The 24825-nt window shown below is 30.2% G+C and carries 24 protein-coding genes; 8 read left to right on the forward strand and 16 right to left on the reverse strand.

What is annotated here, in order from left to right:
- Positions 1-26: 26 nt before the first annotated feature.
- Positions 27-860 carry a F420-dependent methylenetetrahydromethanopterin dehydrogenase gene (locus JH146_RS04625; RefSeq protein ID WP_048201904.1) on the forward strand — a complete coding sequence of 278 codons (834 nt, stop codon included), beginning with the start codon at positions 27-29 and terminating at the stop codon, positions 858-860.
- Between the two features lie 11 nt (positions 861-871).
- Here the strand turns inward: JH146_RS04625 and JH146_RS04630 are convergent, their stop codons facing one another.
- From JH146_RS04630 to JH146_RS04660, 7 genes are all read right to left on the reverse strand, one after another.
- A complete protein-coding gene (locus JH146_RS04630; protein WP_048201905.1) occupies positions 872-1135 on the reverse strand; it encodes a signal recognition particle subunit SRP19/SEC65 family protein in 264 nt (87 codons plus the stop codon).
- Positions 1136-1157: 22 nt separating this feature from the next.
- Entirely contained in the window at positions 1158-2111 is a 954-nt protein-coding gene (gene corA, locus JH146_RS04635) for a magnesium/cobalt transporter CorA (protein WP_048201906.1), read from the reverse strand.
- A gap of 130 nt (positions 2112-2241) precedes the next feature.
- Positions 2242-3303, reverse strand: coding sequence for a DUF373 family protein (locus tag JH146_RS04640; RefSeq protein ID WP_048201907.1), 1062 nt, complete (start codon positions 3301-3303; stop codon positions 2242-2244).
- 117 nt (positions 3304-3420) lie between these two features.
- A complete protein-coding gene (locus tag JH146_RS04645) occupies positions 3421-4335 on the reverse strand; it encodes an AEC family transporter (RefSeq protein ID WP_048201908.1) in 915 nt (304 codons plus the stop codon).
- 24 nt (positions 4336-4359) lie between these two features.
- Complete coding sequence (locus JH146_RS04650; RefSeq protein WP_048201909.1) at positions 4360-4803, reverse strand: phosphopantetheine adenylyltransferase; 444 nt, start codon at positions 4801-4803, stop codon at positions 4360-4362.
- Between the two features lie 2 nt (positions 4804-4805).
- Positions 4806-5633: a 16S rRNA (adenine(1518)-N(6)/adenine(1519)-N(6))-dimethyltransferase RsmA gene (gene rsmA, locus JH146_RS04655; protein WP_048201910.1), complete on the reverse strand. Its 828-nt coding sequence runs from the start codon at positions 5631-5633 to the stop codon at positions 4806-4808.
- A gap of 15 nt (positions 5634-5648) precedes the next feature.
- A complete protein-coding gene (locus tag JH146_RS04660) occupies positions 5649-6569 on the reverse strand; it encodes an HFX_2341 family transcriptional regulator domain-containing protein (RefSeq protein WP_048201911.1) in 921 nt (306 codons plus the stop codon).
- Between the two features lie 124 nt (positions 6570-6693).
- On the opposite strand from JH146_RS04660, the gene JH146_RS04665 reads away from it, so the two are divergent.
- Positions 6694-6921, forward strand: a complete 228-nt coding sequence (locus JH146_RS04665) for a hypothetical protein (protein WP_048201912.1) — start codon at positions 6694-6696, stop codon at positions 6919-6921.
- A gap of 9 nt (positions 6922-6930) precedes the next feature.
- On the opposite strand, the gene JH146_RS04670 is transcribed toward JH146_RS04665, so the two are convergent.
- Together JH146_RS04670 and JH146_RS04675 are read right to left on the reverse strand one after the other, a co-directional pair.
- Entirely contained in the window at positions 6931-8901 is a 1971-nt protein-coding gene (locus JH146_RS04670; RefSeq protein ID WP_048201913.1) for a DNA topoisomerase VI subunit B, read from the reverse strand.
- Positions 8902-9063: 162 nt separating this feature from the next.
- Entirely contained in the window at positions 9064-10188 is a 1125-nt protein-coding gene (locus JH146_RS04675; protein ID WP_048201914.1) for a hydrogenase large subunit, read from the reverse strand.
- A gap of 164 nt (positions 10189-10352) precedes the next feature.
- Here JH146_RS04675 and thiC point away from each other — a divergent pair, with 164 nt between their 5' ends.
- Together thiC and JH146_RS04685 are read left to right on the forward strand one after the other, a co-directional pair.
- Positions 10353-11633, forward strand: coding sequence for a phosphomethylpyrimidine synthase (thiC, locus tag JH146_RS04680; protein ID WP_048201915.1), 1281 nt, complete (start codon positions 10353-10355; stop codon positions 11631-11633).
- Positions 11634-11790: 157 nt separating this feature from the next.
- Positions 11791-12945, forward strand: coding sequence for an L-serine ammonia-lyase, iron-sulfur-dependent, subunit alpha (locus tag JH146_RS04685; RefSeq protein WP_048201916.1), 1155 nt, complete (start codon positions 11791-11793; stop codon positions 12943-12945).
- Here the strand turns inward: JH146_RS04685 and JH146_RS04690 are convergent, their stop codons facing one another.
- Together JH146_RS04690 and JH146_RS04695 are read right to left on the reverse strand one after the other, a co-directional pair.
- On the reverse strand, positions 12946-14139 hold the full coding sequence (locus JH146_RS04690) for an ABC transporter permease (protein WP_048201917.1): 1194 nt from the start codon (positions 14137-14139) through the stop codon (positions 12946-12948).
- Between the two features lie 10 nt (positions 14140-14149).
- Complete coding sequence (locus tag JH146_RS04695) at positions 14150-14938, reverse strand: ABC transporter ATP-binding protein (protein WP_048201918.1); 789 nt, start codon at positions 14936-14938, stop codon at positions 14150-14152.
- A gap of 91 nt (positions 14939-15029) precedes the next feature.
- Here JH146_RS04695 and arcS point away from each other — a divergent pair, with 91 nt between their 5' ends.
- On the forward strand, positions 15030-16643 hold the full coding sequence (gene arcS / locus JH146_RS04700) for an archaeosine synthase subunit alpha (RefSeq protein ID WP_048201919.1): 1614 nt from the start codon (positions 15030-15032) through the stop codon (positions 16641-16643).
- Positions 16644-16650: 7 nt separating this feature from the next.
- On the forward strand, positions 16651-17142 hold the full coding sequence (locus JH146_RS04705) for a hypothetical protein (RefSeq protein WP_048201920.1): 492 nt from the start codon (positions 16651-16653) through the stop codon (positions 17140-17142).
- Here the strand turns inward: JH146_RS04705 and JH146_RS04710 are convergent.
- Both JH146_RS04710 and carA read right to left on the reverse strand, forming a co-directional pair.
- Positions 17139-17906, reverse strand: a complete 768-nt coding sequence (locus JH146_RS04710) for an HD domain-containing protein (protein ID WP_048201921.1) — start codon at positions 17904-17906, stop codon at positions 17139-17141. The two genes, JH146_RS04705 and JH146_RS04710, sit on opposite strands and share 4 nt — an antisense overlap.
- A gap of 51 nt (positions 17907-17957) precedes the next feature.
- Positions 17958-19022: a glutamine-hydrolyzing carbamoyl-phosphate synthase small subunit gene (gene carA / locus JH146_RS04715; protein ID WP_048201922.1), complete on the reverse strand. Its 1065-nt coding sequence runs from the start codon at positions 19020-19022 to the stop codon at positions 17958-17960.
- A gap of 130 nt (positions 19023-19152) precedes the next feature.
- Between carA and serA the strand changes: the two genes are divergently transcribed.
- Positions 19153-20727: a phosphoglycerate dehydrogenase gene (serA, locus tag JH146_RS04720; RefSeq protein ID WP_048201923.1), complete on the forward strand. Its 1575-nt coding sequence runs from the start codon at positions 19153-19155 to the stop codon at positions 20725-20727.
- Here the strand turns inward: serA and JH146_RS04725 are convergent.
- Positions 20722-21321, reverse strand: coding sequence for a hypothetical protein (locus JH146_RS04725; RefSeq protein WP_048201924.1), 600 nt, complete (start codon positions 21319-21321; stop codon positions 20722-20724). The genes serA and JH146_RS04725 overlap by 6 nt on opposite strands.
- A complete protein-coding gene (locus JH146_RS04730) occupies positions 21318-22196 on the reverse strand; it encodes a phosphoadenosine phosphosulfate reductase domain-containing protein (RefSeq protein WP_048201925.1) in 879 nt (292 codons plus the stop codon). Before JH146_RS04730 ends, JH146_RS04725 begins: the two co-directional genes overlap by 4 nt.
- Positions 22197-22561: 365 nt before the next feature.
- Between JH146_RS04730 and JH146_RS04735 the strand changes: the two genes are divergently transcribed.
- Positions 22562-24259: a methyl-accepting chemotaxis protein gene (locus tag JH146_RS04735; RefSeq protein WP_048202627.1), complete on the forward strand. Its 1698-nt coding sequence runs from the start codon at positions 22562-22564 to the stop codon at positions 24257-24259.
- A gap of 3 nt (positions 24260-24262) precedes the next feature.
- On the opposite strand, the gene JH146_RS04740 is transcribed toward JH146_RS04735, so the two are convergent.
- Positions 24263-24724 (reverse strand): chemotaxis protein CheD, encoded by a 462-nt coding sequence (locus JH146_RS04740; RefSeq protein ID WP_048201926.1) that lies wholly within the window; start codon positions 24722-24724, stop codon positions 24263-24265.
- Positions 24725-24825 lie beyond the last annotated feature (101 nt).

Genomic DNA, 24825 nt, shown 5'->3' on the forward strand with positions numbered 1-24825 from the left:
TATTAAGTATTAAAAAAGGTGATACTTTGGTAGTAAAAATAGGAATAATAAAGTGTGGTAATATTGGGGTTTCCCCAGTTATTGACTTGGCATTAGATGAGAGAGCAGATAGAAAAGATATAGCAGTTAGAATTTTAGGTAGTGGGGCTAAAATGGACCCAGAATCTGTTGAAGACGTTACAAAAAAGATGGTTGAAGATATTAAACCTGATTTTATTATTTACGTAGGTCCAAACCCAGCCGCTCCGGGGCCAAAAAAGGCAAGAGAAATTTTAAGCCAAAGTGGAATTCCTACAATAATTATCGGTGACGCTCCAGGTTTGAGAGTTAAGGATGAGATGGAACAGCAAGGATTAGGTTATATAATTGTAAAATGTGACCCAATGATTGGTGCAAGAAGAGAGTTTTTAGACCCTGTTGAAATGGCATTATTTAATGCAGATGTCATAAGAGTCGTAGCAGGAACTGGAGCTTTAAGAATTGTTCAAGAAGCTATTGATAAGGTTATTGACGCAATTAAAGAAGGTAAAGAGCCAGAGCTTCCAAGAATTGTAATTAATGAAGAAAAAGCTGTTGAAGCTATGGAATTCACCAATCCTTATGCAAAGGTAAAGGCAATGGCTGCCTTTGTTATTGCTGAAAAGGTTGGGGATGTTGATGTTAAGGGCTGTTTCATGACAAAAGAGGCAGAGAAATATATTCCAATTGTTGCATCAGCTCATGAAATGCTTAGATATGCCGCTAAGTTAGTAGATGAAGCAAGAGAGTTAGAGAAAGCAATGGATGCAGTTAGTAGAAAACCACACAGCACAGAAGGTAAAAGATTAAGTAAAAAAGCATTAATGGAAAAACCACAATAAGTTATTCTTTTCTAATCTTTTCTTTTTATTATTTTACATATCTCTTTTAGCAACTGCAATTTATTTCCTTTATAATCAACTTCCACACATCCACACATCTCCCAATGTTGTCTTGGATATCTCTTTTCTCTATAAATCTTTGGTTCTAATCCAAGCTTTTTTAATGCCTTTTCAATATCTTTTAAACTTGGATTTTCTATAGCTAAATCTTCTGGAACTCTTCTCCCTTCTCTCCTACTTTTCTTTTTATCAATATAAGCTGGCCAAATAATCATAAAAACACCCCAGAAATTCTTGCTAAATCCATCCTGACCTTCTGAATATATAGACAAATGTTATTATAGTGATAATCATCAAAGCCATTACAAGCCAGAAACCTTGAGGGTTACTTGCTAAAGGTAAATAAGAGAAATTCATCCCATATATTCCCGTAATCCACATGGGAACAGCGAAAATTGTTGTAACCATAGTTAAAATTTTCATAATTTGGTTCATTTTTATATTTTCTAATGAGAGAGTTATATCCATCATTGATGTCAAAACCTCTCTATAAGTTGCTGACATATCAATCAACTGTAAAGTGTCATAGTATAGGTCTTCAAAGTTTTCTCTATCTTCTCTTGTAGTTATTGGAAGATACTTCCTCTTTAACAAAACTAAAACATCTCTATTAGCTATCAAAGATTTGTGAAAATAAACTAAGGTCTTTCTTAAACTTAATATCCCTTCCATAACTTCCCTATCATATCCAACTAATAATTTATCCTCTAACTCTTCCAACTCATCCTCTAATCCTATTAAAATCCTCGAATAACTTCTTGTAATCTCATTTAATATATGATATAACAAAAAGCCTATTCCTCTCTCAAACACAACCCTTGGCTTTTTTGTTAATATCAATTTATGTAATCTTCCAATTGCTTTTATTTTATCTGAGTGAATCGTTAATAATATATTATTTTTAATATAGATTCCAAGAGATGTTGTTGTAATATCTTCTTCAAATAATGGGGCTTTGAAAATAATTAAGTAAAAGTCCTCATCTTCCTCTACTCTTGGAATTTCCTGCTCATCTAAACCAATTTGTAAATCAGAGACAGAAATATCAATTTTTTTAGAGAGTTTATACAACTCTTCATCTTTTGGGTCATAACAATCAATCCAAATAAGTTTATAATCTTCAAAGTTAATCTCATCAAATTTTGGCTCAACAATGCTACCATCCTTAGATATAGCAATTACTGTAATCATATTAGCCCTTTGTAATGTTTAATTATGGTCATTGTTCAAAATTATCTGCAATTTCTAAGGTATTGGTATAAAAGCCTTTGGTTATTATAAGTACCTTTTTCCACAAAACTTTTTGAAAATGACTATAAATTTAATCCTCGTCTGAACTTTTAGTGAATAGAATGACAGAGAGGATAATTGTAATAGATATGTAGATTATAACATACATAACAAACGTTATAAACCCAATTTCTCCCAACAAATAGTTTCCACCAGTAATGATTAGCTCTCTTGTAATGAATATACATATCAAATAGAAAAAATACTTTTTAAAGATTTCTAAGAGTCCTTGTTCAGAATGTATAACATTATCTACAAACTTTCCAACCATTAAAATTAGTAAAGCTAAAACCATAGAATCCACAAAATGTAATAAAAATTTACCAATAAACTCATTCAGTGTTGTTAATTGATGAGTTGAGCTTATTGAGTATGTAAGTCCAATAATTAATATAAATAAAGATATAGTTACTGAGATTGGAAAAACTCTCCCAATTTCAAACTCTTCTTTATTTTTAATTTTCTCAACCAATAACTTTCTAACTCCTACACCTTCTGACAATATATACAACCCAATAATTCCAACAACAATCCTCCAACCTATATCTGCAAATATTGCATACAATATCAAAGAAAAACCAGTAAATGTTAAAATTAAAGGGATGTATTCTTCCATAGTCTTTTTTATAAACTCCTGAATTAAATAGTAAGTGGATTCTAAGGTTTCACTCTGTTTAACAACAACTCTCTTTTTCCATACAAAAACATTTTTTGATTCTAAGTATTTTAAAATCATCTCATCCTCTTTTCCATCAGAGACCAGATAAATAAAATCTGGATTATATAGATATAATAAAAAGTCTATCTGCTCTTTCAATCTTAAAGCACATTTCTCTGATTCAACATCAACATCTCCAGAAATTGTAGCTATCTCAACATCTTTTCCACTTGCTTTTAATTCATCATAAATCTTAACTCCCCCAAGAATTGCATTTACATCACTATCTCCAGGGTCTTCCAAACCTAATTTTATCAATGCTTTTATATTCTCTTCTCTTCCCAAAATTGGTGTGTTCAAACCAGCTTTTCTTCCAATATCATCATCAATATCAACAACAAGAACAAGATAATTTTTTACTTTTTCTCCTGGCATCTCTGCTCCCTCTAATAAGCAAATAAAGATAAACAGTAGAAATTTGGTCAAAAAATAAAACAAACAATTTAACAGTATTCATTATATTATATATAAATTTAGCCATTTTTATAAAATTTAATAAAAAATCCATCCCCAGATAGCAATTACTAATAAAGATAGAGTTGTTGTGATAAATATAGATGAAGCTATCAACTTAACATCTAACTCATACAACGTTCCTAAAACAAGGCTCATCATTGCTGAAGGCATAGAACTCTCAACTAACAAAACCTGTTTATCTAAACCTTTTATATTGATTAGCTCAGATAATGTAAAAGCTGTTGCTGGGGATACAATAAACCTAAATATAGAAGCTACAATTCCCCAAAAAACCCCAAACTTTAAAGCTTTTGGTGAGAGAGATAAACCCAAAGACATCATAATTAACGGCACTGTTGCTGAAGACAGATAATTTAAAGATTTTAAGAGAAAATTAGGAATATATTCTAATTTAAAACCAAAAAATACTAATATTATTGTAAGAATTCCTGTTATAAGTGGTGGAAATTTTGCCATTTCTTTTAAAATACTTTTATTTTTACTTTTTCCAAACTTTATTCCGACATAGGTTCCCAATAACATTGTAGCAAAAACTCCTCCTAAATCGCAGAATATAGCTCTCGCTAATCCCTCTTCACCAAACATTCCTAAAGCTACTGGATATCCCAAAAATCCAGTATTTCCAAGCATTGAAACTAATATTAACCCACCAAGTTTCCCATCTTTTAACTTAAAAATATGTTTTCCAAGTAAATAAGCTAATATTCCAACAAATAAGCAAGATAGAAAAATAACCAATGGAAGCTTTAAAAATTCTAATATCTGAGATGAAGAGACATTTTTTAAGATAGTTAAAAATATCGTTGAAGGCATAGCAATATAAATAACAATGTTGTTTAAAATTTTTGCATGCTCTTCCTTTAAAATTTCAAATACTTTTGAAAAGTATCCTACTAAAACTAAAATTAAAACAATTAGAACAACATCCATAATATCACATAAGTTTTATATTGGTTATTTTATTAATCTCCCTTCCTTATCTATCTCTCCTTTTCTGATTCTTGTTGTAGATATTGGCTTTCCATCCTCAGCTATTATGTGTTCAAAAACAATAATTTTTAATGGTTTTAATCCTCTAAGTTTTCTAATTTCATTTATTTTCTCTGCATTTTTTAATGTTTCTTGAGTAACAACTATAATATCATAATCTTCAGTTATTGCATCACCATAGGCATCGTCTATAACCTTAATTTCATAATCAGCCCCTATGCTATCTAAAAATTTTTTTAAATTTTCTATTCTTGTTTTTAAGTCATTTATTTTATGTGTTTTATATTTTTTAGCAAATTCATCACTTGTTATGCCTATAGTTAATTTTCCAAGAGAGGATGCATATTTTAAAAGCTCTTTATGCCCCTTATGCAAAATATCAAATGTTCCTCCTACCACTACCCTCATAGCTATAACCTATCTCTATTTTGCAAAAATCTATAGAATTCATTTGAAAGCTTAACAATATCTTCAACTGAAAGTTTAAAGACCTTCTCGTTTATTAAATTTTTTATATCCAAGTTAGTATTTGAAAATTCTTCCAATATTTTTTTCATCTCATCTTTACTATAGTTTAATTCCTTAGATGAGTCAATCAACGCCTTCCTAACTGATTTATTTCTATGTTGGAAGATAGCCCTCAAAAAATCATCAAAGAAATCTTCATTCTCTATATGATATTTATTTCTATTAGGCTTTATTTTAACTATTGCTGAATAAACCTTTGGTCTTGGTGAAAAAGCAGTTGGTGGAACTTTAGCTACTATCTCAACATCTGCTCTTGCTTGCACTGCTACACTCAATCTTCCATAGTCCTTTGTTCCTTCCTTAGCTACCATTCTCTTGGCAAATTCATACTGATACATCAAAACAGCTAAATCAAAGCCTTTCTTTATTAGTTTAAATGTTATTGGTGATGAAATTTGATATGGAAGATTAGCAACAACCTTATTAAAATCTAACTTGTTTAAATCAACTTTTACTGCATCTCCCCAAATAACTTCAATATTGTCGTATTTTTCTTTTAATTTATCTTCAAATATCTTTAAATTTTTGTCAATCTCAATAACATAAACTTTTTTAGCATTTTTAGCTAATTCTTCTGTTAAAATTCCCTTACCTAAACCAATTTCTAAAACTATATCATCCTTTGTAAGATTTGCAGATTCCACTGCCTTATTAACAAAATTCTTATCTATTAAAAAGCACTGTCCTAATTTCTTCTTTGGTTTGAACATTGTTTCACTTTTTATTTATTCTAAATACATTAACAGTTTCTTTCCCTTTTCACTAATGGTTATATATCTATACCTTCCTCTTTTTATTGGCTCATTTATTAAACCCCACTCTAATAATTTTTTAACAACATTTTGATTTATCCAAACAAAATCACTTTGCTTTGTTGTTTTTTCTTTATCCTTTCCACTCTGTCTCCAGTTAATTAGTTTTCTTATTTCTTCCTTTTCTTTTTCATCGTTAATATTATCTAATATCTCCTCTTTTGTTAATTGAATGAGTTCTTTTATTGACAATCCTTTATCTCCAGCTCTTTTAATGTATTTTAAAAAGATTATAAGCTCCTCTCTTGGTAGTTTTATATCAAATGGATATATAAATTCAACTCCTGCCACACCAAAGGTTCTTGGCATAATCCCATCATAATTATATTTCTCTTTATATTTCTTTCTCAGCTTTTCTTTTTCCTCCTCTGTTAAATTTTCAAAATATACTTCTGGAATAACATAGTAAGGTATTATTTTTATATCATTTATCGCCATAGCACATAAAGTTCCTGCAATTCCTCCAATAACTGAACCAGAAGAAACATTAAAGTAAATTTTTTCAGTATAATTTTCTTTTTCTTCCTTTACAATTTCTTTTATCATCTTAACAATATTTTCTAAATTTAAGGGCTCTGTTCTTTTTACACATAATTCAATATTATGCTCTTTTAACTCTTTTTCAATGATTTTTAGAAATTCTTTTGCTATTTCTGTATCTTTATCTTCCTCTCTTGTAATTAAATATATCTTTTCAGCTTTCCCAATTATTGGAACTCTTGTTATTCTTTCTACTTCATAACCTAAAACACCAACATGAACTGCCCCTTTTATTCTCTTTAAGTTTTCTTTTATTTCTTTACTATCTTTTCTTATCGTTCTCGTTACTATCATAATTTCCCTCTTTAATCATATTAAGCATATAAAGCTTAATAAAATGTTTAGGTTTTATATGATATGAAACTAACTTACTATAACATAAAATTGAAATATTAAAAAAATAAAAACGGTGTTTGTCATGAAAAAGCTTTTTATAATATTTGTTCTTGGACTTATCTTATGTAATATAGTGTGGGCAAATAGTAATAATACAAACATTTCTAATGATACAAACACTTCTTCCGTGAATGGGAGCAGTAACGAAAGCTCTGCAAGTGCTGGAACTACAAGAGCTCCAATACCTTTTGGTGCTATACTACTTTCGTTAATTGCAGTTCCATTTATAGCTTACAAAAAAATAAAATAAAATAAAAATCTACTCCAACAACTTAACAACCTTTTCTTCAATCTCATCTACTGGTTTATTTAAAATATTGGCCAATGCCTCAGCAAATATCCTTGCATACTTCATAACATACTTTCTCTTCTTTTCTTCCTCTGCCTCTCTTCTAATTCTTGATAAATATTTCTCCAACTCCCTACCACAAATCATCAACGCATGCCTAATTTCATTATAAATCTCTTCATTTTCATTTTCACTGCAAGCAACTGCCTGCTTTCCTGCTGAGGTATAAGGAATAAACGTAGATATTAGATTAACAAACACTGTTATTGGTGCATCTTCCCCTCTCAACCCATATCTCTTCCAATTTATACTTTTAACTGCCTTAGTTAAACCACAAGCAGAGGCATCATATAACAAAGGAACGTGGTTGGCAAATCTCATAATCTCCATTCTCCTTCCTTCATCACTCTGCCTTCCTGCATTTCCTCCGTAAGCAATAGCAACTTCAACAGCGAATGGAATTCCTCCCTTATAAGTTTTTGGATTTCTTGTAATTGCTTTAACAAAATCTGGCTGTAAAAGTTCTTTTAATGATTTTTCTATATTCTCTGCTCCAATAGGTCTTAATCCAGTAGTTGGTGGAGCCATGAATTCCATACTTTGTAGACAATTAACAATCATCTCCGCCTCATCCCAAGTTAATTCCTTAGGATTTTTATTTAAGATGTTTTTAACTTCATCCTCAAATTTTTTTAATTCTTCATCAGATATTAGCCCTTTATTTTTTATTTCAGCAATAAACTCTTCTGGATTTTTTACAATATTTTTAACTTTTTTATTCAATTCATCAACAACTGTAGCTGATAAATAGTTCTTTTCAGCCCACTCCATAAAGTTTTCTGGTATCTTCTTAAAGTGGTTCTTTATTTTGTTTATCTCCTCTTCACTTAGCTTATTAAATAAATATTCCATTGTTACATATTTTAGAGCGTATCTCTTTAATTCATCTAAGCTTTCTGGAAGGTTTTTAATTAACATCTTAACTGTATCTATCTCATCATCACTAATGTAATCTTTAAATCTATTTAGATAGCTCTCAATATCTATATCTAAATAACAGGAAACTACCATATTCCAAAATACGCTATCTTTAAATTTCTTTAATATCAAATCTCTAAGTAGATAACTTGAAAGCTCTTTAATCCTTTTTGTTGTAACTCTTGACAATTCAGAGACAAGCATTGAAGATACTTTCTTTGATTTTGTCTTTCTTGCAATATATAACAGCTCATCAGTGGTTAAACCATAAGGATGGGGCTTCATCTCCTCTGGTTTTTTTGGCAATTCATCAACAACTCTATCAAATACAACCTCTCCATAAGGGTCTTTTAATACAATTTTTGCGTGTGGAGATGCTAAACTTATCCTTCTCAAATATTCAAAAGGTCCAAATTCTCCTCTGTTGTAGCTAACTTCCTTAAACTCTCCTTCTACCCTTGTCCCTCTCCATTTCCCTTTCCTTACCTTTTTTGATACAATTTCTCCCTCGTTTTTCTCAACGTTCATCTTTACATCAACTTCATAGATATTGCCATCTCCTGTTGATGTTATAATCTTTAACGGCTTTCCTGTTGTTATTTGTGAAAATAATAAAACTCCTGCTGCCCCAATTCCCTGCTGTCCTCTTGATTGTATAAACCTATGCATCTTAGAACCAGCCAACATCTTTCCAAATACTTTTGGAATAAATTCTAAAGGAATTCCTGGACCGTTATCTTCAACCGCTACTTTGTAGTGGTCAGCTCCCAACTTTTCAATTTCAACTTTTATATCTGGTAAAATACCGGCTTCTTCACACGCATCTAAGCTATTTGTGACCAATTCATGTATTATTGTAGTTAAGCTTCTAATTTTTCCACTGTATCCAAGCATGTGTTTATTTTTTCTAAAAAATTCAGCAACGGAATGTTCTTTAAATTCTTTAAATAAGGCTTCACTCATATATCCCACCATTAAAGTTAATTTAATAGGATTTTGAAAACTCAGTAGTTATATGTTAATGAATAATATATAAAATTTAAAATCATCCAAGTTTATATATTAAACAAAAAATTAGTGAAAATAAGAAAAAATAAAATAAATAAAAATTAATTAAAATTTCCATTAAACTTTCTTTTCTTTAACAACAATCAGCCTATCTGTGCATGTAAAACATGGGTCACAGCTCGCTATAATTAATTCAGCATCTGAAACATGATGCCCTGGCAGAATTGCTTCCATACAAGCCAAGTTAGTTGCTGTTGGTGTTCTAACTTTCGCCTGCCTAACCCTCCCATTTTCATCTAAGCCATAGGAATAATAAACTTGCCCCCTTTGAGCTTCATTATAAACATCTATTGGTTTAAATGCCCTTAATTCATAGTTTGGATTATATATCCTCTTATCTAAATTTGGCAAATCCTTTAAAGCCTGTCTAATTATTTTAATGCTCTCAAAACACTCATAAAATCTTACTGCCAATCTGCTAAATACATCTCCGTCATCAAATAAAATTTCCTCAAACTCAAAGTTGTCATAAACTGGAACTTGCCCCTTTTTTCTCATATCACAAGATATTCCAGAACCTCTCGCTGTAGGTCCTAAAGCATGTAATTTTTTAGCAGTTTTTTTATCTAAAACACCAACATCCTTAATTCTTGCCATAATCATTGGGTCATTTATAGTTCTCTCCAACAGTTTTTTTAAGTTTTCTTCAAACTTCTCCAACCTCTCCAATAATGCAGGGATTTTACTCTCATTTATATTACATCTCGGCCTAATTCCTCCTATTATTGGGCAAGAGTATTGAGCTCTTCCTCCAGTAATCTCTCCTAAAATTTGCATTATTGGCTCTCTAATCATAAATGCCCTAAATGCCATTGTCTCAAAACCTAAAACTTCAAATGCATGCCCAAACAGTAAAGTGTGAGAATGTAATCTCTCTAATTCCTCAACTATTGCCCTTATATATTCAGCCCTCTCAGGCACTTCTATATCACATCCCCTTTCAGTAACCATTACATTCGTCCATACATGAATGTGAGAGCAGATTCCACAAATCTTTTCTGATAATATACTAACTTTTTCTGGAGGAAGACCTTCCATAATAAGCTCTATCCCTCTATAATTGACACCAATTACTAATTCAGCCTCTTTTATAATTTCATCTTCAATAAATAATCTCAATCTGTGTGGTTCAAGCATCGTTGGATGAACTGGACCTATAGCTATCTCTCCCTCATACTTCATGAACAACACCTAATAATTATAAACATTGAAACCATATTGATAATGAGTTATGAAATAAAATTTATCATAATTAATAATGATAATTTACATAGCCTTTTATATAGTTTTGTTTTTAATAAAAATTTGTTGAAAGCATTTTGATTATTACAAATTTGGTGATTGTTATGACTCAAATGGATGATGCAAAGAATGGAATTGTTACAGAGGAGATGAAAATTGTTGCTAAAAAAGAAAACATTGATGCTGAAAAGCTTAGAAGACTTATAGCTAAAGGTTATGCTGTAATTTTAAAGAATATCAATAGAGATACAGATCCAGTTGGTATTGGGCAGAATTTAAGAACTAAAGTTAATGCAAACATTGGAACTTCTCCAGATTGTGTAGATATTAAGTTAGAGATAGAGAAGGCAAAGATTGCTGAAAAGTATGGAGCAGATGCAGTAATGGACTTAAGTACTGGAGGAAATTTGGAAGAGATTAGGAAAGCTATAATGGATGCAGTTAATATCCCTATTGGAACTGTCCCAATTTACGAAGTTGGAAAATTGGCGAGAGAGAAGTATGGAAGAGTCATTGATATGGATGAAGATTTAATATTCAATGTAATTGAAAAGCAGGCAAAGGAAGGCGTAGATTTTATGACTTTACATTGCGGTATAACTAAGCAGTCAGTTGAGAGATTAAAGAGGAGTGGTAGAGTAATGGGTGTTGTAAGTAGAGGAGGAGCATTTTTAACTGCCTATATCTTATATCACAATGAAGAAAATCCATTATACAAAAACTTTGATTATTTATTAGATATCCTTAAAGAATATGATGTAACTATAAGCTTAGGAGATGGGATGAGACCAGGATGTTTGGCAGATAACACAGACAGAGCTCAAATTGAAGAACTCATTACCTTAGGAGAGTTAGTTGAGAGATGTAGAGAAAAAGGCGTTCAATGTATGGTAGAAGGGCCTGGACACGTTCCTATAAACTATATAGAAACAAACATCAGATTGCAAAAAAGTTTATGTAAAAATGCCCCATTCTACGTTTTAGGGCCGATAGTTACAGATATAGCCCCTGGTTATGACCACATAACATCTGCAATAGGAGGGGCATTAGCTGGTTACTATGGAGCTGATTTCCTTTGTTATGTAACCCCAAGTGAGCATTTAAGATTGCCTACAATAGAGGATGTCAAAGAAGGAGTTATAGCTACTAAAATAGCCGCTCAAGCTGCTGATGTTGCTAAAGGGAATAAATTAGCATGGGAAAAAGAGATAGATATGGCTTATGCAAGAAAAAATCATGATTGGGAAAAACAGTTTGAATTAGCAATAGATAAGGAGAAAGCAAAAAAGATGAGAGAAGAAATTCCTTCAAAAGAAGAAAGAGCATGTTCAATTTGTGGAGATTACTGTGCCTTGTTAATGGTTGAAGAGTTGGGAAAGAGATAAACTAAATAAAAAATAAAAAATCCTATTTTAAAACCCCCTAATCATTTAAAGTTTAACCATAGTTCTTTGCAAAAGTAATTAAAATTAACTAAGAAATCCTTAAAAATTTTAATTTTTAGTTTATTAAAAAAACTATATAGATTTTTAGGTGTCTCTTATGAACAAAAATGAAATAATAACTAAAATTTTAAAAAATGAAGTTGTTAAGGCATTAGGATGCACAGAGGTTGGATTAATTGGCTACACTGTTGCTAAGGCAAAACCAGAGGATGTGTATTCAATAAAAGAGATTAAACTAATTTTAGATAAAGGAACTTTTAAAAACGCCTATTCAGTTGGTGTTCCAAATACAAAGAAATTTGGAATACTACCAGCGATTGTTGGAGGTTTGTTAGGAAATGAAGAGAATAAGCTCGAAGTATTTAAAGATATAAAATATGATGAGGAATTAGAGAGGTTTATAGAAAATAGATTAAAAATAGAGGTTATTGATTCAGATGTTTATTGTAAGGTAATTATAGAAGCTGATAAAACTTATGAAGCTGAAACTAAAGGCAGTCATTCTGGAAAATCGATTTCAGATAAGTTAAAAAATACTTACAAAAACTTAACTCTTAAAGATTTCATTGATTATATTGAAGATATTCCAGAAGAAGTTGTTGAAATTATAAAAGAGACCATAAACGTAAATAAAAATCTCTCAACACCAGAAGTTCCAGAAGATTTTATTAGATTAGAGTTGAATGATGAAACTCTAAATTATATGCTTAAAAAAACCATTTCAGCAGTTTATAATAGAATGATTGGCATTAATAAACCAGCTATGGCTATTGCTGGTAGTGGAAATATGGGGATTACTGCAACTCTACCAATAATTGCTTATGATGAAATAGAAGGAAATGATGAAGAGAAATTAATTAAATCTATCACATTATCTGCCCTAACAACCATATATTCAGCATATCACTCATCATATATCTCAGCAATGTGTGGATGTGTAAATAGAGGAGGAATTGGGGTAGTTTCTTGTCTCTCATACTATATATTTGGAGCTGATAGGATTGAAGAAAGTATTAAGAGTTTTACAGCAAACCTTCCAGGAATCATTTGTGATGGTGGAAAAATTGGCTGTGCTTTAAAAATAGCTTCTGGTGTCTTTGCAATATACTTATCTTTATTTTCTAAAGTTCCATATACAAATGGAATCGTTGGAAAGGACTTTAAAGAGTGTATAGAGAATATTGGAAAAATTGGAAGAGCAATGAAGTCAGTAGATAATGAAATAATAGAGATATTGAAAAACAAAAAATAATTATTTTTTAAAGATAATTTTTATTACTCTTTTTAGAGTTAGATTCTCTTCATACAGCAATACACCAATTTTAAACAGCTTAATTGATAAAATAAATGATATGGCTATGCTAACAATCATAATAGCTGTTGATAATACAATTTCTGTTAAAGGTAGTTGAGTTACACTCGCTCTCAAAACAACAGCATAAGGGGCAGTAAATGGAATATAAGAGAGAATTTTAGCCATATAGTGGTTTGGATTAACCATTATTGTGTTCATAAACATTATTGGGATAATTTGAATGATTATTATTGGTGATATTAATTGAGAAGCGTCTTTTGGATGAGAAAATAAAGATGAGAAACCGCAGAGTAAAGAAGAGTAAAATAAATACCCAAGTATAAAATAAACTAAGGCAAAAATTGTTAAAGATAAAGATACCTTAACAGCATATATCACTATTATAGGTAAAGCAAATAACAGCCAAATACCTATTTGCAATAAACCAACAGCTGAAATTCCTAATATTTTACCAAACATAAGATTTTCAGCTGATGCATAACATAGCAAAAGCTCCATTACCCTATTTTGCTTCTCTTCAATAATTGATGAGACAATAATCCCAGATAATGAAGATATAGCCATATACAACAAAAATACAAATCCAATAGGCAATAATTGAGATAAAAGTGTCTCTTTTTCAAATCCTTTCTTAGATACGGAATAAATTTCAAGATTCATTGGATTTATAACCCTATTATATGTTTTATTATCAACCTTTCCTTTTAAAAGCTTTTTTAATAGAAATTTATTTAATGTATCTGTAATTATAGGATTTGGAGACTTTGTTGTGGAATAAATTATTATTTTTCCAGAATCTAAGTAATCCCTTGGAATAAATATTAAAGCATCTATGCTTTTATTTAAAACATCCTCTTTACCTTTTTCAATGTTTTCATATTTTATAAAATATATGGTTGTATTTTTTCCAAAATTATTTTCTATAACTTTATTTGGAATATCTAAGCCGAATTCATCAACATAACCAACTTTTATTTCCTTAATATCAAACATCATAAAACTTCCAATTACTGCTAAGGCAATTATAATCAAAGGCCCTATAATAGTAGCTATTAAAAACTGTTTTCTTTTTATATTACTGAGTATTTCTCTCTTTCCAATAGTTAAAATTTTTTTAATATCTAATTTCATCATATCACCATTATTCATCCAAAAATATCTCTTCCAATGAATATCTAACTTCAAATTTAACAATATCTTCAGATTTTTCTTTCAAAATTAAAATTGCATCTTCATAAGGCATTTCTTTTTTTATTAATTTTCCATTGTCTAAATATTCAATATATGCCATTTTTCTGCAAATATTTTCAATCTTTCCATAATGAACAGCTTTCCCTTTCTTTAAGATTAAAACTCTATCACAAAGCTTTTCTATCTTTTCTAATTGATGAGTTGATAATATCACTGTCTTTCCTTCATTTTTTAATTCAAATATTATATCTCTCAATAGCTTAACATTAACAACATCTAATCCAGAAAACGGCTCATCCAAAATAACAATATCTGGATTATGAATAACTGAAACAATAAATTGAACCTTTTGCTGATTTCCCTTAGATAACTCTTTAATTTTTGAGTTTTTGTAATTGCTAATCTTTAGTTTATTTAACCAGTAATCAATACTTTTAGCAATCTCTCCTCTTTCCATCCCTGCCAATTCACCAAAAAATTTTAATACATCTACAACTTTTTCATCTCTATAAAGCCCCCTCTCCTCTGGCAAATAACCAATTTTTCCATTAATCTCTACATAGCCAGTATATTCCTCAATAATTCCAGTCAATATCCTTAAAGTAGTAGTTTTTCCAGCTCCATTATGCCCCAATAATCCAAAAATCTCCCCCTCATAAACCTCAAAAGAAATCTCATCTAAAACCTTTTTATCTCCAAAGTATTTTGTTAAATTCTTTACAACAATTTTTGGTTTCATCTTTTCACTTTGAGTTATTAATTTTGATAATAATTATGTTTTAATACTGTATATAACAAACAATAAACCAACAACCTTATGATGTGATAAAATGCTTGAACCAATTGCCTATGATATTGGAAGGATGTGTAAAGAGAAAGATAAAGAATTAACTCCTAAGCTAATTGAAATTGATGTTAAAGCTGATGGAATAAAGACGCCGTTTGATACATATAGAGAATTAACACCAATATTTAAAAAATCTTTTATTGGAACTACTGAATATAAAGGTAATGAAATTAAATACCAAATACTAAACTTTGGTAAGCATGTTGATTTAATTAACTTAGAGGATGCCGATTTATATGTTATTGCAGATGGAAGAAGATTAATAGAAAGAAAGGAATTGCAAATAATACCAAAAATTAGAGAAAAAATATCTCCAAACTCAGCAATCTATTTCCCAGCAGTATTTCCTTGGGAAATTCCACTATTAGTTTATATGGGTGTTGATTACTTTGATGATTCTTTAGCTAAGTTATATGCGTCAATAGGTTATAAATTTACAAAAAATAGAGCTATAAAAGTAAATAACTACAACTTTGAAGAACTATACAATAACAACAAGAAAGTTTATGAAGAAATCTTAGAAGAAGTTAAAATAGCTATAAAAAATGGATTTTTAAGAAACATTGTTGAAGAAACTGCTATATCTCATCCATATTTATGGGCTAATTATAGAAGGTATGAGCCAGATTTAAGAAACATTCCACTATCAAAAGAGAATAAAATTATCGTAACTACAAATATCAACATTCCAGAAGTTAAAAAATACTTAGAGAGATTAGATAGATATGAACCATATTCAAATGTTATTGTTTTACTGCCATGCTCATCAAAAAAGCCCTACTCAACCTCTCAATCACACCAAAAGTTTATAAAGGCAATAAAATCTGCAAAAGTTGTTGTTGAAGAAGTTATCTTAACATCTCCTTATGGTTTAGTACCGAGAGCTTTAGAAGGATTAGTTAATTATGACATTCCAGTAACCGGAGAATGGAGTTTTGAGGAAATAGAGCTAATAAATAACTGTTTAAAAAACTTTTTAAAGAAAGTTGAGGAAAAGTTTGATGATTATGTTGTTATAGCACATCTTCCAGAACACTACCTTGAGATTTTAGATTTAGATGACATCATTATAACTTCCAAAGGAAATCCTACATCAGAAGAGTCTTTAAAAAATTTAACAGATACACTAAAGAATTACAAAGAACTAACAAAAAATAAAAATATAAGTAAAAAAGGACAAAAAATTCACAACATTCAACAGCTTGCAAAGTTCCAGTTTGGAATAAATTTCATTCCTAACGAAATATTTATAAACCATAAAGGACAGATATTTACAAAAATTAGCAATAAAAATCAGCAAATAGCATCAATAAATTCAAAAAATGGTCTGCTTATATTAACTCTAAGTGGGGGAGAGTTACTATGGAATATCGGGGGGAGGGATGTTAATTATGTAGAGGTGAATTATGAAATTAAAAAAGGTTCTCTCTTTCCTCCTGGATTTGTTGATTGTAATGAAAATATCTCTTATAACGATGAAGTTGTTTTAATCAAAGATAATGAATTTTTAGGTGTTGGAAGAGCTTTAATGAGTGGATTTGAAATGAAAAAGGCAAAGCACGGGGCTTTAGTAAATATAAGAAACGTTAAAAGGTGAATAGTTAATGGAAATCGAAAGGGTAGCTGAGCTACTATTATTAAAAGATAAAAACTTTAAAGAAAAAGAAAAATTGAGAGATTTACTAAGAGAATATATAAAAACAAAAGATGAAATTAGTTATTTAGAAAATATCCTTGAAGATTTTGAAAACTTAGATGTAAATCTAAAGCATCTTAAAAGGGATGCGGATATTATAAAATCAATATTGCCAAGGTTAAGTAAATTCACAAATATTCCAGTTTTTATGAGAATTGTTAAAATGTTAGATACTGTAGAAAAAATTGATACAAAAGAGCTTGAAACTGTAAGATGGAATATAAATAAAGAAATAGAAGAGCTAAATGATAAACTTAAAACAGTTGAGAATGAGTTGAGAGCCATAATAATAAATGAATCAATATCAAAAATAGGAACTTCAGATTTAGAAGAGTTTTCAAAATACTTAGAAAATTTGAGATACGAAGATAAAGAGCAAAAAGAAGAAGTGTGTAATTAAAGGTTAATCTCTTTGAATACAGGTTTTTCTTTTTCAACTCTTGCATACACAGAGACGTAATCTTTTATTCCACTCCATTTTATTTTCTCTCCTAAAACTTCCTGAATTTGGAATATTCCTGCTTCATTTGACAATATTATCTCTATTTGTATTGGCTTCTCATCCCCTTCTTTTATTTTAACTTTTTCAATGGAAGCCGCTGAAACTGAATGTATATCATAACATCTTTTACATATTGGAACTCTCGACCTTCCTTTTGTCATATCTGTTCCATCTGCAACAGCTATAACTCCAGCCTCAATAGTTAAACCCATAATTCCCTCACTATGAGAATAAATGGTGTGTAAAACTTCAGTGGTCATCTGATAAGCTTTCTCTTCTTTATAATACTTTTTTAATATGTTTTCAACAATATCTAAAGCCAAATATGCCGAATGTAAATGGTGTATATCCCTATGTACTGCATTCCCAATATCATGTAAATAAGCTCCCAAAAGAGTTATAACTAAAGAATCTTCAAAACTGCCCTTACAATCTCTCATAAAACTTGGTTCTATTCCTTTTTTATATAAGATTTTCAGCATCTTTATTGCATTGTTTGCCACTATCTTGGCATGTGTTTTTCCATGGTCGTTATAGCCCAATCTACCAACAGCCATTATATTTGACATCTTTAACAGAGTATTGACCTTTTTATTTTTAGTTAATTCATCATAAATCATTTTTGGAATGCCCTCCAACAATCTTAACTCATCATAATCCATAGCTCTCCCCATTGGATAAAAAATTTTATTAAAAATTTAAAAAATTTATATTTATTTTCTATCCTTCAACTTTATCATCTCATCAAACAAAAACATAGTGTCATGAGGCCCAGGTCTTGCCTCTGGGTGGAATTGAACTGAAAAGATAGGCAAATCTTTATGCCTAATACCTTCAACAGTCATATCGTTTAGATTTATAAAGCTCACTTCTACATCATCTGGCAAACTTTCTTCTTTAACTGCAAATCCATGGTTTTGAGATGTTATATAAACTTTTTCTGTCTCTAAGTTTTTAACTGGCTGGTTTCCTCCCCTATGCCCAAACTTCATCTTGTATGTTTCTCCACCAAATGCTAAAGCTAAAAGCTGGTTACCTAAACAAATTCCTGTTATTGGAATCTCCCCAATCAACTTTTTAACTGTTTCAATAACTTCTTTTAACCTTGCAGGGTCTCCTGGACCGTTAGAGATTAAAACAAAATCTGGATTATATTCTAAGATTTCATCATATTTTGTGTTATATGGAACTTGGATAACTTCACAGTTTCTTTTAACTAAGCTTCTTATTATGTTTAATTTAACTCCACAATCAATTAAAACACATCTTGCCTTTGGATTCTCAACTTTGTATGTTTTTGGCTCTTTTGTTGAAACTAATGGAACTAAATCGATATCTGATATATCCTTATATTTTCTGACTCTTTCCAATAACTCAGATATTTCATCATCACTTATCTCTTCAGCAACCTTTAAACAGCTCTTAACTACTCCTTTATCCCTAATCTTTCTTGTTAAGAATCTTGTATCAATATCTTGAATCCCAGGGATGTCATATTCCTTTAAAAAGTCATCTAAAGCTTTGCTTGTAACCTCCCTAACAACAAAACCCTCTGCCTTTATTCCATCTGACTCAAACCAATCTTTCTTAACTCCATAATTTCCTTCCAATGGATATGTCATCATGACTATTTGCCCTTTATATGAAGGGTCTGTTAAAACTTCAACATAGCCAGCCATAACTGTTGTAAAAACTAACTCTCCAAAAACTTCTTTTTCTGCTCCAAAACCTTTTCCTTTTAAAATTGTCCCATCTTCCAAAACTAACACTGCCTCCATATATTTCACCAAAATACCTATAAACTATCACATATATATATGATTGGGATAATCATCTATCTACTGCTTTTAGAGGACATTATGCATTTTATAATTTATGGTTGTTAATAATTTGGAATGGTGAATAGGTATGGTTAAGATATTGGTTACAGACCCACTACATGAAGATGCAATAAAGATATTGGAAGAAGTTGGAGATGTTGAGGTAGCTACTGGCTTAACAAAAGAAGAGTTGTTGGAAAAGGTTAAAGATGCAGATGTTTTGGTTGTTAGGAGTGGAACAAAGGTTACAAGGGACGTTATTGAGAAAGCTGAAAAATTAAAAGTTATTGGTAGAGCAGGGGTTGGAGTAGATAACATAGATGTTGAGGCAGCAACAGAAAAAGGTATTATAGTAGTTAATGCTCCAGACGCTTCATCAATTTCAGTAGCTGAGCTTACAATGGGATTAATGCTTGCCGCTGCAAGAAACATTCCTCAAGCTACTGCATCATTAAAAAGAGGAGAATGGGATAGAAAGAGATTTAAAGGTATTGAATTGTATGGAAAAACACTTGGAGTTATTGGTTTAGGAAGAATAGGGCAGCAAGTTGTTAAGAGAGCTAAGGCATTTGGAATGAATATTATAGGTTACGACCCATACATCCCAAAGGAAGTTGCTGAAAGTTTGGGAGTTGAGTTGGTTGATGACATAAACGAGTTATGTAAGAGAGCTGATTTTATAACATTGCACGTTCCATTAACACCAAAAACAAGACATATTATTGGTAGAGAGCAAATAGCTTTAATGAAAAAGAATGCTATAATTGTTAATTGTGCAAGAGGAGGGCTTATAGATGAAAAAGCGTTATATGAAGCGTTAAAAGAGAAAAAAATTAGAGCTGCTGCTTTGGATGTTTTTGAAGAAGAACCACCAAAAGACAACCCATTATTGACATTAGATAATGTTATAGGAACTCCTCATCAGGGAGCTTCAACTGAAGAAGCTCAAAAAGCTGCTGGAACAATAGTAGCTGAGCAGATAAAGAAAGTTTTAAAAGGAGAGTTGGCTGAAAATGTTGTAAATATGCCAAACATCCCTCAGGAAAAATTAGGAAAGTTAAAGCCATACATGTTATTGGCAGAAGTTCTTGGAAACATCGTTATGCAAGTGTTGGATGGCTCTGTTAGTAGAGTAGAGCTTATTTATTCAGGAGAACTTGCTAAAGAAAAAACTGATTTGATAAAGAGGGCATTCTTAAAAGGTCTTCTCTCACCAATATTATTAGCTGGAATTAATTTAGTTAATGCTCCTGTTATAGCCAAAAATAGAAATATCAATGTAGTTGAAAGCACAACATCAGAAGAAAAATATGGAAATGCTATAAAAATAACTGCTGAAAGTGATAAGAAGAAATTCTCAATAGTTGGGGCAATAATAAACAACAAACCTGTTATCTTAGAAGTTGATGGATATGAAGTCAATTTTATCCCTGAAGGAGTTTTAGCTATAGTTAAGCACGTTGATAGACCTGGCACAATTGGTAGAGTTTGCATAACTTTAGGAGATTATGGAATAAACATTGCTGGTATGCAGGTTGGTAGAAAAGAGCCTGGAGGAGAGAGTGTAATGCTACTAAACTTAGACCATACAGTCCCTGATGAAGTTGTTGAAAAGATAAAAGAAATTCCAAACATCAAGGATGTTGCTGTAATAAATCTATAATTCAATTTCAAATCTTTTAAGTTCAGAAACATTCATCCTATCTTTTAAAAACTCTTTTGGAATTAAGTATAAAAATTTTGGCTCATACGGTTCTCCTTTTAATCCTAAAACAACAGCATCAATATTATCTGGATATTTTAAGTTTATAATTTCATTTATTGGATAGGATTTTTTAAATATTGGGTATATTTTGAATCCTTTAAAGTAAATACCATCCTCTCTAAACTCTGCCCCAATATTTTTTAAATAATAAGTAAATGCCTTTGTATTTTCATCTAAATAGTTTAATAAAGTGGTTATGTTATTTGCTCTAATTGTATTATCCTCTATCTCTATTCTCTTAGCAAAATTTATCTTTATTTCTCCATTTGTTGATGCATCCTCAATCTTTATCTTTTTCCTCCTAAGTTTATACCAAATTTTTTTGAAGAATGACTTTACTTTATATTTTAATAAAATATATCCTCCAAATATTGCCATTAGAATTAAAAATATTGGTAAAGCAACTAATGCCAAAATCACCAATAGCAATAAAATTAGGAATATTAAAAAAATTCCTGTGATTCCACTAACTCTATAAACTTTAACTTTCATCTGTAATCCCTCAGTGCATTTTTAATTAAAGTTATGTATTCATCTTTTTTGGGTACTACCATAATCTTTTTAGATGGTAATTTTATAGAAGCCCTAAATCCATATTTTCTTGCTACTTCAGTGGCTATTTTATTATATTTATAGAGTTCATTAAAGAGTTTCTCATTTAGTGTTGTATTTTCATCGGCATACTGCAAACAACATCCCTCTCTCCAAAATCCAATTTTATCTCCTACTTCATGAGCTCTCTCTACTTTTATATTGTAATAATTCATTAAATTTAAAACATCCTCAAAAGCTAATCTTATCAAAGGTCTAAAGAATAAAACTTCTTTATCTTTACCTTTACTATATTTTTGTGGGACTGGTGTGAGTTCCATTTTGTTATAAACTACCTCTCCATAAACATCTCTCAAATAATTCATAACAGCTCCTGAAATTTTTTCGAGAGCTGAATCACCAGTCATAATTATTCTAATTCCTTTTTCTTTAGCTATATCAACAGCTTTATCTTTCATTATATTTTTACATATTCTGCAGATACTACTACCCTTAGCTCCCTTAGTTCTTTTTAAAAGCTCATCTGTAATATCATAAAATATAACTGGAATATCAAATCTCTCAGAAATTTTCTCAACCATTTTCTTTGAAATGTCCCAACTCCATCTGTGGTAGAAATGTATTAAATATTCTATCTTTAAATTTAAATCTTTAGCTAAAGCTATTGCAGTTGAAGAATCTTTTCCACCACTCGCCATAACTACAATTCCTTCATTTAAAGCATCCTTTTCTTTAAATTGCTCTATAATATCTCTTTTTAATTCTTCTAAATTGTTTAATTTTCTTTTATTTTTTGTCCATTCTGAAAATTCCATGGTTTCACACATTATTCAAATGACTATCCAATATAATGTGTAGTAATAAATCTATCGTGACTACATAGTTTATCTATATTTCTTCAATAATATATTTTAATCTTTATTATAACCACAATATAAAAATATATACAAACATAAGAATTATAATAATAAACATATACTTAACTTGAAGCAGTCATATATGGAAATTTCCCAATAATTTTTATACTTGTAAGTAGTAAACTAAAAATTAATTATATATCTCTAAATAGTGTTATCATTGTATTTATATATATAAATCTATTTTAAGATACATTTTAGAAAATTGTAGAAAAATATTATAAATTGGAAAGGAGTTAGAGGGGGTAAAGTTGATGGAAGGCATGAAATTAGATTATAAAGTATTTTTGATTTCAGTAGTTTTATATTTGTGTATTGTTATTATCTCAAACCTTTTTGGAAATATATATATTTTGACATTGCTTGGAATAATATTCTCCATCATTATCACACTATTAGTAAAAAAATTAATTTTATACCCTATTGAAGAAATTATAAAGTTAATTGAAAAATTTGAAAAAGAAAATTCTATTGAAGGGTTAGAATTAGACACCAAAATAAAAAATCAAGAATTTAAATTATTGTATGAGAAAATAATCCACCTTATAAAATCTCTAAAAGAAAAAGAAGAAAAATTAAAACAGACAGAAAAAGAGCTTTCACAGACTTTTAGAGAAGCTTTAGAAGCATTAGAGCATTTAGCTAAAGGAGATTTTTCAATAAGATTGAATGAAAATAGAAAAAGAAATAGATTTCAAAAAATGTTTAATAAAGCAATAGAGAATATATCTACAATTATTGAGAATATAAGAAAAGAAGTTTTAGATCTAAATGTGCAGATTGAAGTATTAAGAAAAGAAACAAAAAAAGCCCGTGAAGCCATTGAACAAATGACAGATGCTGCACAACAAGTAGCAGTAGCAGCATCAGACCAATCAACCAAACTACAAGATGTTACACAAGAAGTTGAGAAAACAAACGAACTTGCAAAAAGAACCGAAAAGTTGTCTGAAGAAGGTGAAAGGGTATCAGTAGAAGCCAGTGAAAAAGCTGATGAAGGAATAAAAAAGATTGAAAATGCAGTTGAAGCTATGCAAAAAATATCAAATGTCATTGAAGAGTTAAGTAAAGCAATTCAAGAACTTGGGGACAAATCTAAAAAAATCAACGAAATTACTTCCTTAATTAAAGATATTGCCGAACAAACTGGATTATTAGCTTTAAACGCTTCTATCGAAGCGGCAAGAGCTGGAGAAGCTGGAAGAGGTTTCGCGGTTGTAGCAAGTGAAATTAAAAGCTTAGCAGAGGAAATTGGTAAATCAGTAGATGATATTAATAAAACCATAGATGAAATATATAAACATATAGAAAAAACGGTTAATCTTGGAATGATTGGTAAAAGTGAAGTAGATAAAGGAGTTATTGCAGTTGATGAAGTTAATGCAGTATTTTTACAAATAAAAGAAAGTATTGATAACACCACTGATAAAATAAAGGATATAAGAAAATCTGCTGAGGTTACAATAGAGAACATGGAAAAAGCTTTGAAAGATGTTCAAGATATTGCCTCAATATCTGAGGAGTTTACAGCAACTGCTGAAGAATTATCAGCAAATGCTGAAGAAGAGAGAAGAGCAATTGAAGAAATTGAAGAGGTTATTATAAACTTAGAAAAGGTTTCAAAATCTGTTAAAGAGAATATTATGAAAATTAAAACTACTAAAAATATTACCGTAGATGAAGCTGTAAAGCTATTAAAAAATGATGAGTGGTTCTTTGTCAATGTAGTCCCAAAAGATAAATATGATGGAAAAATACCAAATTCAATTCATATTCCAATCGATGAACTTGAAAGTAGATTAGACGAGATTCCTAAAGATAAAAAGATTGTTGTATATTGTAAATTAGGATTCACAAGTCCAAGAGGATATATGATATTAAAAGAAAAAGGATACGATGTTTACAATATGGAAGGTGGTTTAAAAGCTTGGAGAGACAGTGGATATCCCGTAGAACCATAAACCTTAAATAGTTATTATTTGGCCGCCTTTTTTAACTTCTACTTTTCCATCTCTTAAATAAAATTTTACTATTCTACTTCTATTTCCTCCAGTATCTTCACCTTTTAATGGAATCCCATATTGCTTTAATAATTTTTTTGCCATTTCTACATTTTTAGCCCCAATATTCATAGAGTTATTTGTTTTGAACATTGCCGCCCCTCCAGCAAGTTTAGCAACCAATTTATTAGCCCTCGCTCCTGCTATAGTCATTTTTGTTATTAATGCAGGTATTGCTGTATTTACATACTTTCCAGGGTCTCTAACATTTTCATCACGGGTTTCAGGAAGAACTGAATGAGCCATTCCTCCAATCCTCTTACCTGTATCATATAACATAATAGCTACACAAGAGCCTAATAATGTCTCCAACACCTCAGGACTTCTCGCCACTTCCAAACCCCCTATCCTAACTTTAATCACCATATTAACAACCCTATACATTTTTAATAAAAGCTTAATATATTTATAAGAACTTATATATAAGAACTTAAAAATATAATGAAATCAAATTAATAAAAATAGAT

This window comes from Methanocaldococcus bathoardescens, assembly GCF_000739065.1.
GTDB classification, from domain to species: domain Archaea; phylum AGJL01; class Methanococci; order Methanococcales; family Methanocaldococcaceae; genus Methanocaldococcus; species Methanocaldococcus bathoardescens.

Bases quoted from the DNA above. Each gene is read 5' to 3' on its own strand.
- JH146_RS04690 (WP_048201917.1), bottom strand. From the start codon at position 14,139: ATGAAATTAGATATTAAAAAAATTTTAACTATTGGAAAGAGAGAAATA.
- JH146_RS04670 (WP_048201913.1), bottom strand. From the start codon at position 8,901: ATGAGTGAAGCCTTATTTAAAGAATTTAAAGAACATTCCGTTGCTGAA.
- JH146_RS04630 (WP_048201905.1), bottom strand. From the start codon at position 1,135: ATGATTATTTGGCCAGCTTATATTGATAAAAAGAAAAGTAGGAGAGAA.
- arcS (WP_048201919.1), top strand. From the start codon at position 15,030: ATGCTTGAACCAATTGCCTATGATATTGGAAGGATGTGTAAAGAGAAA.
- JH146_RS04730 (WP_048201925.1), bottom strand. From the start codon at position 22,196: ATGGAATTTTCAGAATGGACAAAAAATAAAAGAAAATTAAACAATTTA.
- rsmA (WP_048201910.1), bottom strand. From the start codon at position 5,633: ATGTTCAAACCAAAGAAGAAATTAGGACAGTGCTTTTTAATAGATAAG.
- JH146_RS04640 (WP_048201907.1), bottom strand. From the start codon at position 3,303: ATGCCAGGAGAAAAAGTAAAAAATTATCTTGTTCTTGTTGTTGATATT.
- JH146_RS04740 (WP_048201926.1), bottom strand. From the start codon at position 24,724: ATGGTGATTAAAGTTAGGATAGGGGGTTTGGAAGTGGCGAGAAGTCCT.
- JH146_RS04665 (WP_048201912.1), top strand. From the start codon at position 6,694: ATGAAAAAGCTTTTTATAATATTTGTTCTTGGACTTATCTTATGTAAT.
- JH146_RS04695 (WP_048201918.1), bottom strand. From the start codon at position 14,938: ATGAAACCAAAAATTGTTGTAAAGAATTTAACAAAATACTTTGGAGAT.
- carA (WP_048201922.1), bottom strand. From the start codon at position 19,022: ATGGAGGCAGTGTTAGTTTTGGAAGATGGGACAATTTTAAAAGGAAAA.
- JH146_RS04660 (WP_048201911.1), bottom strand. From the start codon at position 6,569: ATGATAGTAACGAGAACGATAAGAAAAGATAGTAAAGAAATAAAAGAA.
- JH146_RS04705 (WP_048201920.1), top strand. From the start codon at position 16,651: ATGGAAATCGAAAGGGTAGCTGAGCTACTATTATTAAAAGATAAAAAC.
- JH146_RS04685 (WP_048201916.1), top strand. From the start codon at position 11,791: ATGAACAAAAATGAAATAATAACTAAAATTTTAAAAAATGAAGTTGTT.
- JH146_RS04675 (WP_048201914.1), bottom strand. From the start codon at position 10,188: ATGAAGTATGAGGGAGAGATAGCTATAGGTCCAGTTCATCCAACGATG.
- corA (WP_048201906.1), bottom strand. From the start codon at position 2,111: ATGATTACAGTAATTGCTATATCTAAGGATGGTAGCATTGTTGAGCCA.
- JH146_RS04710 (WP_048201921.1), bottom strand. From the start codon at position 17,906: ATGGATTATGATGAGTTAAGATTGTTGGAGGGCATTCCAAAAATGATT.
- JH146_RS04650 (WP_048201909.1), bottom strand. From the start codon at position 4,803: ATGAGGGTAGTGGTAGGAGGAACATTTGATATTTTGCATAAGGGGCAT.
- JH146_RS04725 (WP_048201924.1), bottom strand. From the start codon at position 21,321: ATGAAAGTTAAAGTTTATAGAGTTAGTGGAATCACAGGAATTTTTTTA.
- JH146_RS04645 (WP_048201908.1), bottom strand. From the start codon at position 4,335: ATGGATGTTGTTCTAATTGTTTTAATTTTAGTTTTAGTAGGATACTTT.
- thiC (WP_048201915.1), top strand. From the start codon at position 10,353: ATGACTCAAATGGATGATGCAAAGAATGGAATTGTTACAGAGGAGATG.
- JH146_RS04735 (WP_048202627.1), top strand. From the start codon at position 22,562: ATGAAATTAGATTATAAAGTATTTTTGATTTCAGTAGTTTTATATTTG.
- serA (WP_048201923.1), top strand. From the start codon at position 19,153: ATGGTTAAGATATTGGTTACAGACCCACTACATGAAGATGCAATAAAG.